Origin of the sequence: Georgenia sp. EYE_87 (genome assembly GCF_023148685.1) — a bacterium.
In the GTDB taxonomy this organism is placed as follows: Bacteria; Actinomycetota; Actinomycetes; order Actinomycetales; family Actinomycetaceae; genus Georgenia.
In genome coordinates this window covers 26,425-44,144 of sequence record NZ_JAHXNL010000013.1, presented here as the reverse complement: position 1 = coordinate 44,144, position 17,720 = coordinate 26,425, and the positions used below count along the sequence as shown (strand labels likewise).

At 73.7% G+C, this 17,720-nt stretch carries 17 protein-coding genes; 7 read left to right on the top strand and 10 right to left on the bottom strand.

The genetic code is table 11. The annotated features are described in order from the left end of the window. Positions 1–97: 97 nt before the first annotated feature. A complete protein-coding gene (locus KZX45_RS16190; protein ID WP_248258789.1) occupies positions 98–610 on the bottom strand; it encodes a hypothetical protein in 513 nt (170 codons plus the stop codon). Between the two features lie 71 nt (positions 611–681). On the opposite strand from KZX45_RS16190, the gene KZX45_RS16185 reads away from it, so the two are divergent. The 6 genes from KZX45_RS16185 (at position 682) to KZX45_RS20390 (ending at position 7,270) form a co-directional block, all read left to right on the top strand. Beyond that, positions 682–1,587, top strand: coding sequence for a LysR family transcriptional regulator (locus KZX45_RS16185; protein ID WP_248258788.1), 906 nt, complete (start codon positions 682–684; stop codon positions 1,585–1,587). A 79-nt stretch (positions 1,588–1,666) separates the two neighbouring features. Next, the gene (locus KZX45_RS16180) at positions 1,667–2,899 is read left to right on the top strand and encodes a multidrug effflux MFS transporter (protein ID WP_308221754.1); all 1,233 of its coding nucleotides are present in this window, start codon (positions 1,667–1,669) and stop codon (positions 2,897–2,899) included. Positions 2,900–2,962: 63 nt separating this feature from the next. Beyond that, positions 2,963–4,084 (top strand): peptide chain release factor 2, encoded by a 1,122-nt coding sequence (gene prfB / locus KZX45_RS16175; RefSeq protein WP_248258787.1) that lies wholly within the window; start codon positions 2,963–2,965, stop codon positions 4,082–4,084. 158 nt (positions 4,085–4,242) lie between these two features. Further along, a complete protein-coding gene (gene ftsE, locus KZX45_RS16170; RefSeq protein WP_248258786.1) occupies positions 4,243–4,932 on the top strand; it encodes a cell division ATP-binding protein FtsE in 690 nt (229 codons plus the stop codon). Positions 4,933–4,941: 9 nt separating this feature from the next. Continuing rightward, positions 4,942–5,856 carry a permease-like cell division protein FtsX gene (gene ftsX, locus KZX45_RS16165; protein ID WP_248258785.1) on the top strand — a complete coding sequence of 305 codons (915 nt, stop codon included), beginning with the start codon at positions 4,942–4,944 and terminating at the stop codon, positions 5,854–5,856. 10 nt (positions 5,857–5,866) lie between these two features. After that, entirely contained in the window at positions 5,867–7,270 is a 1,404-nt protein-coding gene (locus tag KZX45_RS20390; RefSeq protein WP_248258784.1) for a peptidoglycan DD-metalloendopeptidase family protein, read from the top strand. A gap of 25 nt (positions 7,271–7,295) precedes the next feature. On the opposite strand, the gene KZX45_RS16155 is transcribed toward KZX45_RS20390, so the two are convergent. The 5 genes from KZX45_RS16155 to KZX45_RS16135 all read right to left on the bottom strand — a co-directional run bounded on the left by KZX45_RS16155 (position 7,296) and on the right by KZX45_RS16135 (position 12,131). Then, positions 7,296–8,363: a polysaccharide deacetylase family protein gene (locus KZX45_RS16155; RefSeq protein WP_248258783.1), complete on the bottom strand. Its 1,068-nt coding sequence runs from the start codon at positions 8,361–8,363 to the stop codon at positions 7,296–7,298. A gap of 110 nt (positions 8,364–8,473) precedes the next feature. Then, on the bottom strand, positions 8,474–8,848 hold the full coding sequence (locus tag KZX45_RS16150; protein WP_248258782.1) for an RNA-binding S4 domain-containing protein: 375 nt from the start codon (positions 8,846–8,848) through the stop codon (positions 8,474–8,476). An 81-nt stretch (positions 8,849–8,929) separates the two neighbouring features. Next, the gene (locus KZX45_RS16145; RefSeq protein ID WP_248258781.1) at positions 8,930–9,796 is read right to left on the bottom strand and encodes a carbohydrate ABC transporter permease; all 867 of its coding nucleotides are present in this window, start codon (positions 9,794–9,796) and stop codon (positions 8,930–8,932) included. After that, positions 9,793–10,728, bottom strand: a complete 936-nt coding sequence (locus KZX45_RS16140; protein ID WP_248258780.1) for a carbohydrate ABC transporter permease — start codon at positions 10,726–10,728, stop codon at positions 9,793–9,795. The genes KZX45_RS16145 and KZX45_RS16140 overlap by 4 nt, the downstream gene beginning before the upstream one ends. Next, positions 10,725–12,131, bottom strand: coding sequence for an ABC transporter substrate-binding protein (locus tag KZX45_RS16135; protein WP_248258779.1), 1,407 nt, complete (start codon positions 12,129–12,131; stop codon positions 10,725–10,727). The genes KZX45_RS16140 and KZX45_RS16135 overlap by 4 nt, the downstream gene beginning before the upstream one ends. Positions 12,132–12,245: 114 nt before the next feature. Between KZX45_RS16135 and KZX45_RS16130 the strand changes: the two genes are divergently transcribed. Beyond that, on the top strand, positions 12,246–13,298 hold the full coding sequence (locus KZX45_RS16130) for a zinc-binding alcohol dehydrogenase (protein ID WP_248258778.1): 1,053 nt from the start codon (positions 12,246–12,248) through the stop codon (positions 13,296–13,298). A 59-nt stretch (positions 13,299–13,357) separates the two neighbouring features. Here the strand turns inward: KZX45_RS16130 and KZX45_RS16125 are convergent, their stop codons facing one another. Genes KZX45_RS16125 through KZX45_RS16110 form a run of 4 tightly spaced genes read right to left on the bottom strand, consistent with a single transcriptional unit; the run spans position 13,358 to position 17,719 of the window. Next, the gene (locus KZX45_RS16125) at positions 13,358–14,650 is read right to left on the bottom strand and encodes a DUF58 domain-containing protein (RefSeq protein WP_248258777.1); all 1,293 of its coding nucleotides are present in this window, start codon (positions 14,648–14,650) and stop codon (positions 13,358–13,360) included. Then, on the bottom strand, positions 14,650–15,849 hold the full coding sequence (locus tag KZX45_RS16120; RefSeq protein ID WP_374112603.1) for an AAA family ATPase: 1,200 nt from the start codon (positions 15,847–15,849) through the stop codon (positions 14,650–14,652). Before KZX45_RS16120 ends, KZX45_RS16125 begins: the two co-directional genes overlap by 1 nt. Next, positions 15,846–17,048, bottom strand: coding sequence for a DUF4350 domain-containing protein (locus tag KZX45_RS16115; protein WP_248258776.1), 1,203 nt, complete (start codon positions 17,046–17,048; stop codon positions 15,846–15,848). The genes KZX45_RS16120 and KZX45_RS16115 overlap by 4 nt, the downstream gene beginning before the upstream one ends. Continuing rightward, positions 17,045–17,719, bottom strand: coding sequence for a DUF4129 domain-containing protein (locus KZX45_RS16110; protein ID WP_248258775.1), 675 nt, complete (start codon positions 17,717–17,719; stop codon positions 17,045–17,047). The genes KZX45_RS16115 and KZX45_RS16110 overlap by 4 nt, the downstream gene beginning before the upstream one ends. Between the last annotated feature and the right edge of the window lies 1 nt (position 17,720).

Here is a 17,720-nt window from a genome sequence, read left to right as displayed (position 1 = left end):
ACTCGCGGCGTCCGTTAGGTCGGACGGCGACGGTCAGGTCGGACGGCGAGTGTTCGGTCGGACGGCGAGTGTTCGGTCGGACGACGACCGCACTGCCTCAGGCGGCCACCTTCTCGCGGGTGCGGCGGCGACGGCGGTCGGCGCGCTCGGGTCGTCCTGCCGGACGGGTGGACCCCGGGTGGAGCGGCCGGTCCGCGAGGGTGGCGAGGACGGGCCCGGCCTCCGCGGGGACCGGTCCGGCCTCGGCCGTCGTGCCGGGCTGCGCGGGTGAGACGACGGAACGGCGGGCGGCGCGTGCCACGTGCTGGTCGCGGAGCTGCTGGGCGGTGCGGGCGGCGGCCCGAAGACGGCGGGTGACGAGGTGCCGCTTCAGCGCCACGATCGCCACGACGCCGATCGCGATCCAGATACCGTTGGCGACGGCGGAGGGCCACGCGCCGCTCGACGCAGAGCTGGCGCCGACCGCGATCGCGCCAAAGACGTTCAGGCCCTGGTAGCTGACGGAACCTGCCGGAAGACGACCGGTGGAGAGCAGGGCGTAGGCCACCAGCTGGACGATGACACCGACCCAGCCGACGGTGACGATCACGGAGGCGACAATCTCAGGCACAGGACAATCGTGAGGCCGTCGCGCATAAAGAGCAATCGAATGAAATCGCATCGGGTATACAGTTTTGCTTCATGGACATCGACCCACGCAGGCTTGGCGTTCTCTTGGCCGTGAGCCGGTCCGGAGGCGTTCTCGCCGCGGCCGACGCTTTGCGTCTGAGCCCTTCCGCCGTGTCTCAGCAAATAGCGCGTCTCGAGGCCGAGACCGGCGTGCGGGTGCTCGACCGGCAGCCCACGGGCGCAACCCTGACGCCGGCCGGGAAGGTCCTCGCCGACGCGGCCGAGCGCATCGAGTCCGAGCTGGGCGAGACTCGCCGCTCGCTGGCAGCGCTGGAGGGTGACGTCTCCGGCGTCGTCGTGGTCGGCGCCTTCCAGACCGCCATCCGCGCGGTGCTCGTGCCGCTGCTCGCCGAGCTCGAGCAGACCCTCCCCGGTGTCGACCTGGTGGTGCACGAGGTGGCCGAGGAGCACGGCCGGCGCGCGCTGCGCCGCGGCGAGCTCGACCTGCTCGTCATCGAGCACGACGTCTCCAGCCCGTCCCCGGCGCCGCAGGGCTCGCGCGACGTGCCCTTCCTCGACGAGCCGTGGGTGGTGGTGCTGCCGGCGACGGACCCCGAGCCCGCCGGCCTGCTCGACCTGGTGGGCCGCACCTGGCTGGCACCGGAGCCGCGCGGTGCCGCCGACCGGGCGCTCGCGCGGCTGGCGTCGGAGCTGTCCTTCACGCCGCGCACCGCCCACCGCTACCTGGACTTCGACGTCGCCCTCGCCATGGTGGCCGGCGGGCTCGGCGTCGCCCTCCTGCCGGAGCTCGCCATGCGCCGTCAGCTGCCGGAGAACGTGCGTTGGGCGGCGCTGCCCGGTCTCGGCACGCGCCGCCTCTTCGTGCGCCACCGCATCACGCGCACCGAGCCACGCGCCGCGACACTGGCCGTCCTCGAGCAGATGGTGGCCGTCGCGGCCGCGCTCGAGCCGCTCTGACCCGTCCGCGCCGGCGGCCGGAGCTCCGCGTGTGCCCTTCCGCGCCGGCGGCCGGAGCTCCGCGTGCCACGATGGGCGCGTGACGTTCCCGGCCGGTGCCCGACCCCGCGCCTCGTTCGTCCTCCTTCTCGGTGCGATGGCCGCGCTCCCCGCGGTCACCACCGACCTGTACCTGCCCTCACTGCCCGTCGTCGCCGACGACCTCGGGTCCGGTCCCGCCCTCGTCCAGGCCACCATCACCGGGGTGCTCATCGGCGGCGCGATCGGCCAGCTCATCACCGGCCCGCTGTCCGACCGCTACGGCCGGCGAGGACCGGCGATGATCGGGATCGGTCTCCACGTCGTCGCCTCCGTGCTGTGCGCGCTGACCCCGGGCATCTGGCCCCTGGTCGCGCTGCGGGTGATCCAGGGCGTCGGCAACGCCGCCGCCACGGTCACGGCCATGGCCGTCATCCGCGACCGGTACAGCGGTGCCGGGGCGTCCGTGCTCATGTCCCGCCTCATGCTCGTCATCGGCGTCGCGCCTCTCCTGGCCCCCACGGCGGGCGGCCTCATCGCCGGGTGGTGGGGCTGGCGGGCCACGTTCGTCGTCCTGGCGCTGGTGGGTCTCGCGCTCATCCCGGTCATCGCGCGGGCCCTGCCTGAGACCCTGCCGCCGGCCGCGCGCCGGCGCGAGCCTCTCGGGGCGACGTTCGCCGGCTACGGCTATCTCCTGCGGGACCGGCAGTTCATGGCACTCGCCCTCATCCCCGGTCTGGGCCTCGCGGCGCTGATGAGCTATGTGGCCGGCTCGCCCTTCGTCCTCCAGGAGGGCTACGGCCTCAGCGAGACGCAGTTCGCCCTGCTGTTCGCGCTCAACGGAGCCGGGCTCGTGCTCGGTTCGCAGCTCAACGCCTCCCTCGTGAAGCGGTTCGATCCGATCGCTCTGCTCCGGGTGGCCATCCCGCTCGCCACCGCGCTCGGGGTGATGCTCCTGGTTCTCGTGGCCACCGGGACCGGCGGCCTGTGGGGGCTGATCGCGCCGCTCTGGCTCCTGCTGAGCGTGAACTCCCTCGTGCTGCCGAACGCCACCGCGCTGGCCCTGACCCTCCACGGCGAGCGGGCCGGGACCGCGGCCGCACTCATCGGTGCCCTGCAGGCGGGAGTCGCCGGGACCGTCTCGCCCGTCGTCGGCCTGCTCGGGGGCGACGACGTCGCGATGGCCGGCGTGATCCTCGCCGCCGTGCTCGCCAGCCTCGTCGTCTTTCTCACCGCGGGCCGCAGCTACCGGCGGGGGCGGCCCGACATCGGCGACGCCGACCCGCGCGCCTGAGGCGGTGGCGCGACGGACGGGCAGCCGCACGCGCCGCCGGGCGATCGCGTAACCTTGCCATTCGTGGCCACCGACTTCTCCAGCGAGATCCAGCACCTGCGCGCGACGTTCGAGTCCATCCGTGCGGTGACGGACCCGGACGCCCTGCGCGGCCGGATCGCCGAGCTGTCGGAGAAGGCGTCCGCCCCCGACCTGTGGGACGACCCCGACGCGGCCCAGGTGGTCACCTCCCGGCTCTCCCACGCCCAGGCCGAGCTCGGCCGGGTGGAGAGGATGGGCGAGCGCATCGAGGACCTCGCCGCCCTGGTCGAGCTGGGCCAGGAGGAGGAAGGGGCCGACGCCGACGCCTTCCTCGTCGATGCCGAGGCCGAGCTCAACGCCATCCGCAAGGACCTCGGCGAGCTCGAGGTCCGCACGCTGCTCGCCGGCGAGTACGACTCCCGCGAGGCGGTGGTCACCATCCGCGCCGGCGCCGGCGGCGTCGACGCCGCCGACTTCGCCGAGATGCTGCTGCGGATGTACCTGCGCTGGGCCGAGCGGCACGGCTACCCGACCCAGGTGCTCGACACCTCCTACGCCGAGGAGGCCGGCCTGAAGTCGGTCACCTTCGAGGTCAAGGCCCCCTACGCCTTCGGCACGCTGTCGGTCGAGGCCGGCACGCACCGCCTGGTCCGGATCTCCCCGTTCGACAACCAGGGCCGCCGCCAGACGTCCTTCGCCGCCGTCGAGGTCATCCCGCTCATCGAGCAGACCGACAGCATCGAGATCCCGGAGAACGAGATCAAGGTCGACGTCTTCCGCTCCTCCGGCCCCGGCGGGCAGTCCGTCAACACCACCGACTCCGCGGTCCGCATGACGCACATCCCTACCGGGATCGTCGTCTCCATGCAGAACGAGAAGTCCCAGATCCAGAACCGGGCCGCCGCGCTGCGGGTGCTGCAGTCCCGCCTGCTGCTGGTCCGGCAGGAGGAGGAGAACGCCGCGAAGAAGGCGCTCGCCGGGGACGTCAAGGCGTCGTGGGGCGACCAGATGCGCTCCTACGTGCTCCAGCCGTACCAGATGGTCAAGGACCTGCGCACCGAGCACGAGTCCGGGAACCCCTCCGCGGTGTTCGACGGCGAGATCGACGACTTCATCGACGCCGGGATCCGCTGGCGCAAGGAGCAGGAGAGCGTCCCCGCCTGACGGGGGCCCGGCCACGCCGTCGGAATATGCGACGGCAACCGGACGTAGGTGCGGGCGGTGCGGCGTGTCTGCGCCGGGTCGCGGCACCCGCGTGCCTACCCTGCCAGGAGGCCAGTGGTTGTACCGCCCCCACTGTCGAGACTGGCCGCTACCTACCTGTGATCAGATTCGAGAACGTCTCCAAGGTCTACGCCCGGGGCGCACGCCCCGCGCTGGACCAGGTCAGCCTGGAGATCGAGCGCGGCGAGTTCGTCTTCCTCGTCGGCGCCTCCGGCTCCGGCAAGTCCACCTTCCTCAACCTCGTCCTGCGCCAGGAGCGGCCGACGTCCGGGCAGATCTACGCCCTCGGCAAGGAGCTCTCGCAGGTCTCGCGCTGGAAGGTCCCGCACCTGCGCCGCCAGATCGGCACGGTCTTCCAGGACTTCCGGCTGCTGAGCAACAAGACCGTCTTCGAGAACGTCGCGATCGCGCCACAGGTCATCGGCAAGCCCCGGCACCACATTCTCACCGCCGTTCCGGAGGTGCTCGAGCTGGTCGGCCTCGACGGCAAGGAGAAGCGCCTTCCCCACGAGCTCTCCGGCGGCGAGCAGCAGCGCGTCGCGATCGCCCGCGCGATGGTCAACCGGCCCGCCGTCCTCCTCGCGGACGAGCCCACCGGGAACCTCGACCCCACCACCTCGATCGGAATCATGCGCCTGCTCGACCGCATCAACCGCACCGGCACCACGATCGTCATGGCGACCCACGACGACGAGATCGTCGACCAGATGCGCAAGCGCGTGGTCGAGCTCTCGGGCGGCGTCATGGTGCGCGACCAGTCCCGCGGCGTCTACGGCGCGAGCAGGTAGGGCGGACCCGTGCGACTTCGGTTCGTCCTGTCCCAGACCTTCCAGGGCCTCTCGCGGAACCTGGCGATGACCATCTCGGTCATCCTCGTCACCTTCGTCTCGCTCACCTTCGTCGGCGCGGCCGCGCTCCTCCAGATCCAGGTCGGCAACCTCAAGAACGACTGGTACGACAAGGTCGAGGTCTCCGCCTTCATGTGCCCGGCCAGCTCCGCGACCCCGGCCTGCGCGGGCGGCGAGGCCACCCAGGAGCAGGTCGACGCCATCGGGGACCTGCTCGGGTCCGAGAGCATGGCCCCCTACGTCGACGAGGTCTACGTCGAGTCCAAGGAGCACGCCTTCGAGGCGTTCCAGGAGCAGATGGCGGACACGGTGTGGGCGCAGTCCCTGACCGTGGAGCAGATGCAGGTCTCCTACCGGGTCAAGCTCGTCGACCCCGAGCAGTACCAGATCGTCGCCGACGAGCTCGAGGGCCGTCCTGGCGTCGAGGTGGTGGTGGACCAGCGGGAGCAGCTCGAGCCGCTGTTCCTGATCCTCAACCGCACCACCCTGCTCTCGGTGGGGCTCGCCGGCGTCATGATCGTCACCGCCGTCCTGCTCATCACGACGACGATCCGTCTCTCCGCGATGTCCCGCCGCCGCGAGACGGGCATCATGCGGCTCGTCGGTGCCTCGAACCTCTTCATCCAGCTCCCGTTCATGCTCGAGGGCGCGATCGCCGCCCTGATCGGCGCCATCCTCTCGGTCGGCGGGCTGTTCCTCGGCGTGCGCTACCTCGTGGAGGACTGGCTCGCCGGCTCCACGCCGTGGGTGCAGTTCGTCGACACCGGTGACGTACTTACGGTCGCGCCCTTCCTCGTTCTTGCCGCAATCCTCCTCGCAGGCATCAGCTCGATCGTTACGCTCGGTCGATACACAAAGGTCTGAGGTGAACCCCGTGCGCCGTCCTTCCCCCGCCCCGGCTCCCCGCGCCGCCCGCCGTCCGGTGCGGGCGCTCGGCGCCGTCGTCGCCGCCGCGCTGGTGGCGCTGAGCCTCGGCGCCGTCGGTGCGGTGGCGCACGCGGACTCCCGCGACGACCTGGTGCGGGAGCAGGAGCGTAACGAGGCCGAGCGCGAGAAGGTCGAGTCGTCCCTCGAGGGCGTCGACGCCGATCTCGCCGCGACCTACCTCAAGCTCGAGGACGCCAAGGCCAAGCTGCCCGTGGCCCAGGAGAAGCTCGCCGCCGCCGAGAAGGCGCTGGCCGCGGCGGAGCGCAAGCAGGAGCAGGTCGCCGGCCGCCTCGACCTCGCCGAGGCCGAGTCCGCCGCCCTCGAGGCCGACCTCGCCGCCGGGGCGGAGGAGATCGACTCGACCCGAGCCGCCATGGGAGAGCTCGCCCGCAGCACCTACCGCGGCGACAACGCGGTCACCACCCTGGAGGTGGTGCTCGACTCCTCCTCCACCGACGACTTCCTCCAGAGCTACGCCGTGATGGGCTCGGCCGTGCGCTCCCAGACCCAGGTGCTCGACGACCTCGAGACCGCCTCCGCCGTCGCCCGCAACCAGCGGGAGCGGCAGACCGCGGTGACCGCGCGCATCGGGGAGCTCAAGGAGGAGGCGGACGCCGCCGTCGTCGCGGCGGACGAGGCCCGCGCCGCGGCCGCCGAGCACAAGGCCGAGATCGAGAAGATCCAGGCCGACATGACGGCCCTGTCCCAGCAGCTCGAGGACCAGAAGAAGCAGTACGCGGGGCAGCTCGCCGACCTCGAGGCCGACAGCGCGGAGCTGGCGCGGGAGATCGCCCGGATCGACGAGGAGAACCGCCGCAAGGAGGAGGAGCGCAAGAGGCGCGAGGCAGCGGCCCGCGCCGAGGCCGAGCGCCGGGCCGCCGCGTCGCGCAACCAGTCCCGCCCCGCGCCGGCGCCCGCCGCCCCGGCCCCCGCGTCGACCAACTTCCTGGCCCCGCCCGTGCCCAGCGTGTACGTGACCTCCCCGTACGGCTACCGGGTCTACCCGATCACCGGCGGCTGGTTCATGCACAACGGCGTCGACCTCCGTTCGGCCTGCGGCAACCCGCAGTACGCCTCCGCCGGCGGCACCGTGGTGGGCGTGCGCGGCGCGTACGGCAACGGCACCCACGGCAACCAGGTGCTCATCAACCACGGTGTCGTGGGCGGCAGCTCCTACATCACCGTGTACAACCACCTCTCCGGCTTCGCCGTGACCCAGGGCCAGCAGGTCTCGCAGGGCCAGACCATCGGGTACACAGGTGCCACCGGCAACGTCACCGGCTGCCACGTGCACTTCGAGGTGTGGAAGAACGGCGCCACGATCGACCCGATGACGCTGCCCGGTTTCTGAGGCGCGCCTCTGAGCGGCCCGACCGTCAGAAGTAGCGGTCGAGGCTGACGAAGCGGTACCCCCGCGTCCGCAGCCCCTCGATGACCGAGGGCAGTGCGTCCGCGTCGAGGGTCGAGCCGTCCGTGGGGTGCGCCCCCACGTGCATCAGGACGATCTGGCCCGGCCGGGCTGTGGACAGGACCCTCTCGCGCACCGAGGCCACCGAGCGTCCGCCGGAGGTGCCCTGCCACCCGAGCGTGTCCACCGTCCACCGGAACGGCACGTAGCCGGCGTCGTTGACCACGCGGATGTCCAGCGGCGTGCGCGAGCCGTAGGGGAAGCGGAACAGCGGCTTCGCCGGCCGGCCGGTCAGCGCCGTGATCGACTCCTCCGCGCGCTCGAGCTGGTCGCGGATCGACTCGTTCGTCAGGTCCGGGAACGCCACGTGGTTGTCCGAGTGGTTGCCCACCGGGTGGCCGGCGGCAGCGATCTGGCGCACCGCCGACGGGTAGCTGCGCGCGAACGTACCCGTCACGAAGAACGTGGCCGGCGCGTCGTGGCGCGCCAGGACGTCCAGGATCTTCGCGACCGCGGTGCCGGAGGCTCCGCCGTCGAAGGTGAGCGCGACGACCGGCTCGGACGTGGGGAGCACCTCGACGTCCTGCCCGCGCCAGGACGCGGGGACGGTGGAGGCCGACGGCGGAGGGGTCGGTGGCCTCGTGGCCGGCGGCGACGGCGGCGTGGTCGGGGCGGGCGCGGGTGTCGGGCCGGGCGTCGGGGCGGAGGTCGGACCGGGCGGGGGCGCCGTCGGGCTGGGCGACGACGGGGCCGGGCTCTGTCCCGGCGTCCCGGAGGTTCCCGGCTCGGCGGGGGAGGGGGCCGGTGGCCCGCCGGGCTCCGCCGGAGCGGGACTCGCGCCGGTGGTGCGTTCGCCGTCGGGCGTGGGCGACGCCCCGCTCGGCCGCACCTCGGCCGGGACGGTGGTGGCGGCCTCCGGGGCCCCGCTGCCGGGCCAGCCCGCGCAGGAGGCCAGCGCGCACGCCACGGCGAGGGCGGCGACCGCCGGCCGCACCCGCCCGTACGCCGGTCCACGGCGCCCCGCTGCGCCCTCCATGACCCGATTCTCCGCGCGGCCCGCACGCGCGTCCGGCGATGTGGGTACCGGTTCGGTCACGGTGCACGAGGTGCCCCCGTACGGTCGGCAGCCGGGTGCTCGCGGCCCGCTCAGTAGCCGCGGAGGCGCTCGATCTCGCGCCGCTCCCGCTTGGTGGGGCGGCCGGAGCCCCGTTCGCGCCGCGGGACCGCGTACACCTCGCGCGGCAGCGGCTCGGGGCTGCGGTCGACCATCGCGGCGGCGGCGACGGGCGCGCCGACACGCTTGACCAGGACCCGGCGCACCTCGACCACCCGCTCCCGCTCGCCGCCGCGGACGACGACCTCGTCGCCGACCCCGACCGCGGTGGCGGGCTTGGCCCGTTCGCCGTTGACACGCACGTGCCCGGCCCGGCAGGCCGCCGTGGCCAGCGAGCGGCTCTTGAACAGCCGCACCGCCCACAGCCAGGCGTCAACCCGGGCCGAGGTGGGTGCGTCGGTGGTCATCTCCCGAGCGTACGTCGGCCACGGCCACGGCCACGGCTCACGGTCGCACTGCTCGGCGGCCCCACGCCGAGCGCGACGGCGTCACCCCTTCTCCGCGCCGCTCGTCAGCCCCTCCGTGAGCCCCCGCTCCGCGATGGCGTACAGGACCACGACCGGCACCGTGAGGAGCACGGACCCGGCCATGAGGGTCGTCTTGGCCACCTCGATGCCGTCGGCCAGCTGCGAGAGCCCGAGGGACACGGTCCACAGGTCCCGCTCGGCCACCAGGAAGAGCAGGGCGAAGAGGAACTCGTTCCACGCGATCATCCAGATGTACAGCGCGGTGGAGAGGATGGTCGGGCGGGCGAGGGGGATCGTGATGTGCCACATCGTCTGCACGCGGCTCGCGCCGTCGATGCGGGCGGACTCCTCGATGGACATGGGGATGGTGTCGAAGTACGAGCGCAGCAGGTAGATCGACACCGGCACCGTCAGCGCGATGTACACCAGCACCAGGCCGATCAGCGACTGCCGGATGCCGAGCGCGGAGAACCCGACGAACAGCGGTATCGCGATGATGATCGCCGGGAACAGGTACACGACGAGGAAGAGCGCGCTGACCTGCCGGCGCCCGCGGAAGCGCAGCCGGGAGACGGCGTACGCGCCGGGGATGACGATCAGGAGCGTGAGGATCGTCGTCGCCGTGGCCGCGACGAAGGAGTTGAGCATGAACCCGGCGAAGCCCTGCCCGCCCTCGTCGAGCGGGCGCAGCACGTCCTGGTAGGTGCCCAGGGTCAGGTTCGCCGTCGCCGGGAAGAGCATGCCCGGGTTGCGCAGCAGCTCCTGGATGGGCACGAAGCTCATCATGAGCATGTAGTAGAAGGGGAAGAGCGTGACGACGACGAGCGCGGCGATCGTCAGCCACCGCAGCACCGCGAAGGCGCGCTGCTCCACCTGGAGGCGTCTCACGATCGGTCCTCCGCCCGTGCCGAGAGCCGCAGGTACACGGCCAGGAAGATCGCCAGCACGATCGCGAGCACCAGGGCGGTCGCGGCGGCGCTGGAGATGTCGAAGCTGCCCATGAGCTGGTTGTAGACCCGCACCGCGGCGACCTCGGTGCCCGCGGCGCCGCCGGTGAGGAGGTAGACGTCGTCGAACTTGTTGAACGTCATGATCAGCCGCAGCACCGACAGCAGCGCGATCGTCGACATCAGCTGCGGCAGCACGATGTGCCGGAAGTTCTGCGACGGCGTCACGCCGTCGACGAGCGCGGCCTCCTCGATGTCGCGCGGCAGCGCGACGAGCCGGGCGGTGAGGAAGAGGAACGCGAACGGGAAGTAGCGCCAGATCTCGAAGACGATGACGGTGAGGAGCGCGAACGGGGCACGGCCGAGGAAGTCGATGCCCTGGTCCCACCCGAGGAACCGCTGGCCGTAGTGGTTGAGCACGCCGTACTGGGGGTTCAGGATGACCTGCCAGACGAAGGTCACCGCGACGACCGGCGCGACGTACGGCAGCAGCATCATCGAGCGCAGCGCGCCGCGGCCGCGGAACGGGGACCGGAACGACAGCGCGGCGACGAGGCCGACGAGGATCGAGCCCAGGGTGGACAGCACCGAGTAGACCACCGTGGTCCAGAGCGAGCGCCAGAACCCGGCGCCGGTGACCACGGCGAGGAAGTTGTCCATCGTCAGCTCGCCGCCGAAGATGCCCTCGGCGGCGATCGAGGTGAACGACTTGTCCTGGAACGCCAGGATCACGTTCCACAGGATCGGGACCACGATGACGGCGACGACGATGATCGCCGTCGGGCTCACGAGGATCCAGGCGTCCCGGTTCTCGCGCTGCTGGCCGCGGAAGCGGTTGCGGCTCCTGGGTGCGGTGGGGGCCGCGCCGCTCACTGATCCGGCAGCATCTGCTGCGCCGCCTCGGCGACCTGGCCGGCGGCCTCCTCGGGGCTGAGCCCGCCGCCCGTCATGTCGGCGACGGCGGTGGCGAGGGGGAGCTCGGCGGTGAAGGAGCCGAGCAGCTCGCCCTGGCCCTCCTTGAGCGCCCAGCGGTCGATGGTCTCGCCCACGGAGGTCAGCACGCCCATGACCTCCTCGTCGTAGAACTCGTCCAGCGGTGCGCGCCGGTCTACGCCGGTCTCCAGGCCGGCCCAGGCCTCGGAGAAGGCGGCCTCGTTCTCGCCGTCCCCCGTGCGCATGGGGGTCTTGCCCTCCGGCGCCATGGCCAGCCAGTCGACGTACGCGTCCGACATCATGTACTCGATGAACGCCTGGGCCCCGGCGGCGTTGTCCCCGTTGATAGCCACGAAGGAGGCGATCTCGCCGTAGCTGCCGGCGGAGTCGCCGTCGGGCCCGGTGATCGTGGTCACCACCCCGCTGTTCTCGGCGAGCCAGGCGTCGTCGTCGGCGCACTCGTCGCACGTGGGGAGCGCGTCGTCGCGCAGCCCGGCGAGCTCGTCGAGGATGTAGGTGGACCACATCACCATCGCCGACTGCCCCGCGAAGTAGGAGGCCCGGGTGGAGTCCACGGACTGGGTGCCGGACGGGGAGTAGTCCGAGCCGAGAGCCTGGTACAGGCGGAACGTCTCCTGGCAGGCAGGGGAGTCGATGGTGATCTCGTCGCCCTCGACGAGCTGGCAGCCGTTGCCCAGCGCCAGGGCCTCGAAGGACTGCTGGGTGAAGACGTCGGAGGCGTCGGTGGCGATCGTGATGCCGAACTGGTCGCCGGTCGTCAACGTCTGCGCCGCGGTCTCCAGAGCCTCGTACGTGGTGGGCGGCTCCAGGCCCGCCTCCTCGAACAGGTCGGTGCGGTAGACGAGGATCTGGCTCCAGCCGTCCGAGGGCACGGACAGCTGGTTCTCGCCGTCGCTGGTCAGCTCGAGGGCTGCCGGGTCGAACGTGTCCTCGCCGAGGGTCTCGATCACCGCCTGGGTGGTCTCCGTGTCGACCATGTCGAGGCCGCCCATCTGGTGCACGAGGGCGAGCGGGAACGACGCCATCACGTCGGGGAGGTCCCCGGACAGGGCGTTGGACTGGATCAGCTGCGGCGCCTGAGCCTCCTCGATGCCGACGAGCTCGACCTCCACGCCGGTGGCCTCGGTGAAGTCGGCCGCCATCTGCTGCTGGGCCGCGAAGCGGTCGGGCAGGCTCTCCATGGTCCAGACCGTGATGCTGCCGCCGGCTGTCGCGCCGTCACCGCCACCACCACCGCCGTCGCCGTCGGACCCGCAGGCGGCGAGGACCAGGGCGGAGGCGAGCGTTCCGGCGAGCAGGACGGGTCGTGTGCGCAAGGACATGACGGCTCCTCTGTGAGCACCAGCCTGACGATCGGAGCGTATCGGCCCTGCTGTGGCCGCGGCGTGCGTATCGTGCGGCTGACGCGATCGGATGTGGCTCGACGAGGAGACGCCATGGCCAGGGTCCTGCGGTTCGCCGCACCCCGGAAGGTCGAGACGGTGCCCGAGGAACCGCCACCGCTCGGGCCCGGCCGGGTGCGGGTGCGCACGATCGCCTCCGGCGTCTCCGCGGGCACCGAGCTCACCGCGTTCCGTGGCACCAACCCGTACCTCACCTTCGACTGGGACCCGGACCTCCGCCTCTTCCGGGAGCGGCCGCGGGGGCCGACGGCGCGCTACCCGGTGGACGGGTGGGGCTACTCCGAGGTCGGGCGGGTGGTGGAGGCCGGACCGGTGGCCGGCACCGCGCACCCCGACGACGTCGGGGTCGGGGACGTGGTCTGGGGGATGTGGGGGCACCGTACCGAGGCCGTGGTGGAGGCGTCGGCGCTGCGGGGGCACCGCCTGCCCGAGGACGTCGACCCGGCGACCGGGTGCTTCGTGCGGGTGGGGGCCATCGCCCTCAACGCCGTCCTCGCGGCACACGCCTCCCTCGGCTCCGTCGTCGCCGTCCTCGGTCAGGGCGTCATCGGGCTGCTCGCCACCCGCTACGCGGTGCTGTCGGGGGCGACGGTCATCGCCGTCGAGGGGATCCCCCGCAGGCAGGAGGTGGCCCGCCGGATGGGCGCCCACCACGTGCTCGCGCCCGGCCCGGAGCTGCCCGTGGAGCTGCGGAGGATCACCCGGTCCGCGGGCATCGACGCCGCCGTCGAGATGTCGGGGACCTATGCGGGCCTGCAGTCCGCGACGCGGCTCGTCGGGCCCGACGGCGTCGTGGTGGCGGCGGGGTTCTACCAGGGCGAGGGGGCGCTGCGCCTGGGGGAGGAGTTCCATCACAACCGGGTCCAGATCATCGCCTCGCAGATCGGGTCGGTGCCCTCGATGCTCCGGGCCCGCTGGGACGTCGCCCGCCTCCAGCGCACCGTCGTCGACCACCTCCTGGCGGGCGAGCCGGAGGTGCTCTCGCTCATCTCCCACCGCTACCCGCTGGAGCGGGCGGCGGAGGCCTTCGCGATGCTCGACACCGCCGGCGGCGAGGCGCTCCAGGTGCTGCTGGAGATGTCGTGAGCCCGTCCCCGGCCGCCACCCGCGCCGGGCCGGCCTAGGCCGGCCCAGCGGCTGCCGGCCTAGAGGCGGCCCGCAGCCTTGAGCGCGAGGTAGGTGTCGGCCAGCGCGGGCGCGAGGTCGTCCGGCGCCGCCTCGACCACCTCGACCCCGCGGCGCCGCAGCCGCAGGGCGACGGCGTCGCGCTCCAGCTCGCCGCGCTCGGCGGCCGCCGCGTCGTAGACGGCGTCCGCGCTGGAGCGGTCGGCGCGCAGGGCGGCGACCTCCGGGTCGGACGCGGAGGCCAGGACCACCGTGTGGTCGGCGGTGAGCGCCTGCGCCACAGGCAGCAGCCCGGACGTCACCGCAGAGGGCTCCAGCGCGCTGAGCAGCACCACGAGTCCGCGCTGCGACAGGGCGTCCCGCACCACCTGCGTCACCGTCGTCCAACTGATCTCGACCAGGGACGGCTCCAGCGGCGCCATCGCCTGGGCCAGCGCGCTCATCAGCCTCGACCCGTGCTCGCCGCTCACCCGCGCCCGCACCTGGGTGTCCACCGCCACGAGGTCCACCCGGTCCCCGGCCCGGGAGGCGAGCGCCGCCAGCAGCAGCGCCGCCTCGATCTGGGCGTCCAGGCGCGGGGCGTCGCCCAGCCGGGCGGCGGAGAGCCGGGCGGTGTCGAGCACGACGAGGACCCGCCGGTCACGCTCGGGGCGCCAGGTACGCACGACGACGTCCCCGCGCCGCGCCGTGGCGCGCCAGTCGATGGCACGGACGTCGTCGCCGATGACGTACTCGCGCAGGGAGTCGAACTCCGTGCCCTGCCCGCGCACCAGCACGGCGGCGCGCCCGTCCAGCTCCCGCAGGCGGGCCAGGCGGGAGGGCAGGTGGCGGCGCGAGGAGAACGCTGGCAGCACCCGCAGCGTCGCCGGGGCGGGCAGGGACGCCTGGCGCGCGGCCATCCCCAGCGGCCCGAAGGACCGCACCGTGACGAGGTCGGCCGGCCGGTCCCCGCGGCGCACGGGCAGCAGCGCCGTGCGCAGCCGGCGCCGTTCCCCGGCCGGCACCGTCACCCGGTGCCGGTTGCGGTCCGCCCCGGCCGACGGCGCCCACGCGTCGCGGACGAGCGCCCGCAGGGTCCGTGGCCCGGGATTGGTCACGGTGAGCGTGGACGACGACGGCTCGCCCAGCCGTACCGACGCCGGCACGGTCCGGATCACCTCGACCCGCCTGGGCGAGGCCGCCAGGAGGGTGTCGAGCACGCACGCCAGCACCACCAGGCCCACCCAGAGCCACAGCGTGAGCGGGCGCGGCCACAGGAGCACGGGCAGGACGCCGGCCGCGGTCAGCAGCGCCGCACGGGTGGTGGGGATCATCAGCGCGGGACCGGCACCGAGCCGAGCACCCCGTCCAGCACGGTCTCGGCCGTCACGCCCTCCAGCTCGGCCTCGGCCCGCAGCTGGACCCGGTGGCGCAGGGTCGGGTGGGCGAGGGCCTTGACGTCGTCGGGGGTGACGTAGGCCCGGCCCGAGAGCCAGGCCCACGCCCGGGAGGTGGCGAGCAGCGCCGTCGCCCCGCGCGGCGAGACGCCGAGGGAGAGCGACGGCGAGGTCCGGGTGGCGCGCACCAGGTCCACGATGTAGCCGAGCACCTCGGGCGCCACCTCGACCGTGGCGACCTCGGCGCGCGCGGCGGCCACGTCCTGCGGCCCGGCCACCGCAGCGACCCCCGCGGACGCCAGGTCGCGGGGGTTGAAGTCGTGCGCGTGCCGGTGCAGAACCTCGATCTCGTCGCGGCGCTCCGGCAGCGGCAGGATCAGCTTGAGCAGGAACCGGTCGAGCTGCGCCTCGGGCAGGGGGTAGGTGCCCTCGTACTCGACGGGGTTCTGGGTCGCGACCACCATGAACGGGTCCGGCAGCGGGCGCGGCACGCCGTCGACGGAGACCTGCCGCTCCTCCATGGCCTCCAGCAGGGAGGCCTGCGTCTTGGGCGGGGTGCGGTTGATCTCGTCGGCGAGCAGCAGGTTGGTGAAGACCGGTCCCTCACGGAAGGAGAACTCGGCCGTGCGGGCGTCGTACACGAGGGAGCCGGTCACGTCGCCGGGCATGAGGTCCGGGGTGAACTGCACGCGCTTGGTCCCCATGGCCAGCGAGGCCGCGAGCGTGCGGACCAGGAGCGTCTTCGCCACGCCGGGCACGCCCTCGAGCAGCACGTGGCCGCCGCACAGCAGCGCGATGACCAGCCCCGTCACGGCCGCGTCCTGTCCGACGACGGCCTTGCCCACCTCCGGGCGGAGCGCCCCGAGGCGACGGCGCGCGGCCGAGTCGGCCGGCGCGGGCGCGTGGCGCGGCCCCGGGCCTCCCGCGTGCCCGCCCGCCGGTACGTCGTGGGCGGGCACGGCACCACCCGGGGCGCCGGCCGGCTGCGGGCCGCCGTCGGGCGCGGCGTAGCCGCCCTGCGAGGTGTGGCCCTCCGGCGCGCGGCCGTCGTGCGGGGCCGCGGCCGGCGGGCGCGGCGCGAAGCGCTCCTGGTCCGGCGTGGCGGACGGCTGCTGGCCGTACGGGGGGTGGGTCACGATCGGTGAACCTCGCTTTCCAGGGCGTCGAGCATGGTGGACAGGGCGAGCAGGGCGCCGTCGTCGGCGGGCGGCGGGCCGTAGAGGAGGTCGGAGACCTCCCGGGGCTCCCACCCGGTGGCCCGGGCGACGGCGTCGGTCAGGGTGGCGGCGTCGGCCGAGCGGGGCACACCGAGGGCGCGGGCCATCCGGCTCGCCGCCCCCGCGCGCAGGGCTGCGGCGGCGTGGTCGTGGGCGCCGGAGCGCCGGTACAGCCGGCCCCGGCCGCGCGTGGTCTCCGCCGAGCGGACCACGACGGGCATGATCTCGGTGACCACCCGGCCGAGCCCGCGCGCCTGCCCCACGGCCAGGACGACGGCGGCGGCCAGCAGCGTCCACAGCGTCATCGTGGCGCCGGCGGGCAGGGTCGGGACCGTGTCCTCGACGCTGCCGGAGGTGTCGAGCAGGGACGGCACGTACCAGACGAGGTCCTCGTGGTGGCCGAGCATGCGCAGCACCAGGGCGGCGTTCCCGTGCTCGGCGAGGAGCCGGTTCGTCATCAGCTGCGGGTCGGCGAGGTAGCGCACCGTCCGTCCGCCGTCGGACCACACGGCGTAGGCGCCCGCACCGTCGGCGTCCACGGGGAAGCAGACGACGACGCCGGCCGCCCCCGCCTCAGCCGTGACCGAGCCGGAGGAGGAGGAGATCCGCGACGCCGCCCGTGCGTCCGGGTCGTCGCACCGCGCCAGGACCGGGTCCGGCGAGCCCGCGCCGCCGGGCACCAGAGGCACGCCGAGCCCCGCCAGGTCCGTGAACGGGCTGCCGGCGAGAACGAGGTCCGCGCCGGTCCCCACGAGCTCGGAGCGCTGCTCGGGGCTGAGCAGCCGGACGTCGGTGACCAGGACCGTCGTGCCCGGGCCGGCGAGGCCGCCGACCTGCGCCAGGGTGGACGCCTCGTGCACCCGTACGCCCTGGCCGCGGAGGATCTCGGCGGCGGCGCGGGCACCACCGGGCTCGGGGTTGTCGGGCGCCAGCGGGCGCTCCGAGGTGCGTCCGCCGAGCACGACGGCGAGCAGCGCGAGACCGAGGAACACGGCCGTGACGACCACCGCGGCCCGGTGGCGCCGCCACCACGAGCGCCGTCGCGGCGTCTCCCCGTCGGCCGGTGCGCCGGGGGGCACGGTGGGGCCGGTGGCGCTCCGCGTACCGACGGCGTTCACGACAGCTCCGCCCAGCCGGCGCCGGCGGTGGCCGGTGACCGTCCCGGGCGGGCGGCGGCCACGCGCGCGGCCAGGTCGCGCAGCGCGACGTCCTCGGCCTCGCCGGGGCGGACGTGCCCGTAACGGACGTCGTCGAAGAGCCGACCGGCCCAGCGCAGGCCGTCCGCCTCCGCGGGCAGCGCGGCCGCCGCGAGCGTCGCGGCCTCGTGCGCGGTGAGCCCCGCGCGGTCCTCGAGGACCGCCCGCTCGTCCAGGCGCCGGACGAGCGCACGGAACCGCTCGAGCACCGCCGTCGCCCAGTCGCCCCGGCGGGCGGCGGCGTCCGCGGCGGCGGCGAGGTCGGCGCTCGTGCGCTCGTCGTCGAAGAGCTCGTGGGAGCCGACCGGCTCGACGGACCGGCTGCGGCGCACCCGCCCGCCGAGAACCAGCGCGACCACGAGCACGCCGACGAACGCGAGCACCACGAGGACCGGGACGACCGCGGGCGGCGTGACCACGCCGATGCGGCCGATGCCCTCGAAGAGGCTCAGCAACCACTCGCCGAGGCGCTCCAACAGCCCGGGCTGGTCGGAGTAGATCGGCTTCGCGAGCTCCTCCTCGGCCCAGCGCTGCGCCTCCGCGGCGTCGGGGTCGACCGGCACGCCGAGGCGCACCGCGAGCGTGAGCAGCACC

What these genes read in the sequence shown, in the direction of transcription:
- KZX45_RS16185 (WP_248258788.1), top strand. Translation starts at nt 682, where the DNA reads ATGGACATCGACCCACGCAGGCTTGGCGTTCTCTTGGCCGTGAGCCGG.
- KZX45_RS16155 (WP_248258783.1), bottom strand. Translation starts at nt 8,363, where the DNA reads ATGGAGGGCGCAGCGGGGCGCCGTGGACCGGCGTACGGGCGGGTGCGG.
- KZX45_RS16150 (WP_248258782.1), bottom strand. Translation starts at nt 8,848, where the DNA reads ATGACCACCGACGCACCCACCTCGGCCCGGGTTGACGCCTGGCTGTGG.
- KZX45_RS16135 (WP_248258779.1), bottom strand. Translation starts at nt 12,131, where the DNA reads ATGTCCTTGCGCACACGACCCGTCCTGCTCGCCGGAACGCTCGCCTCC.
- KZX45_RS16130 (WP_248258778.1), top strand. Translation starts at nt 12,246, where the DNA reads ATGGCCAGGGTCCTGCGGTTCGCCGCACCCCGGAAGGTCGAGACGGTG.
- KZX45_RS16125 (WP_248258777.1), bottom strand. Translation starts at nt 14,650, where the DNA reads ATGATCCCCACCACCCGTGCGGCGCTGCTGACCGCGGCCGGCGTCCTG.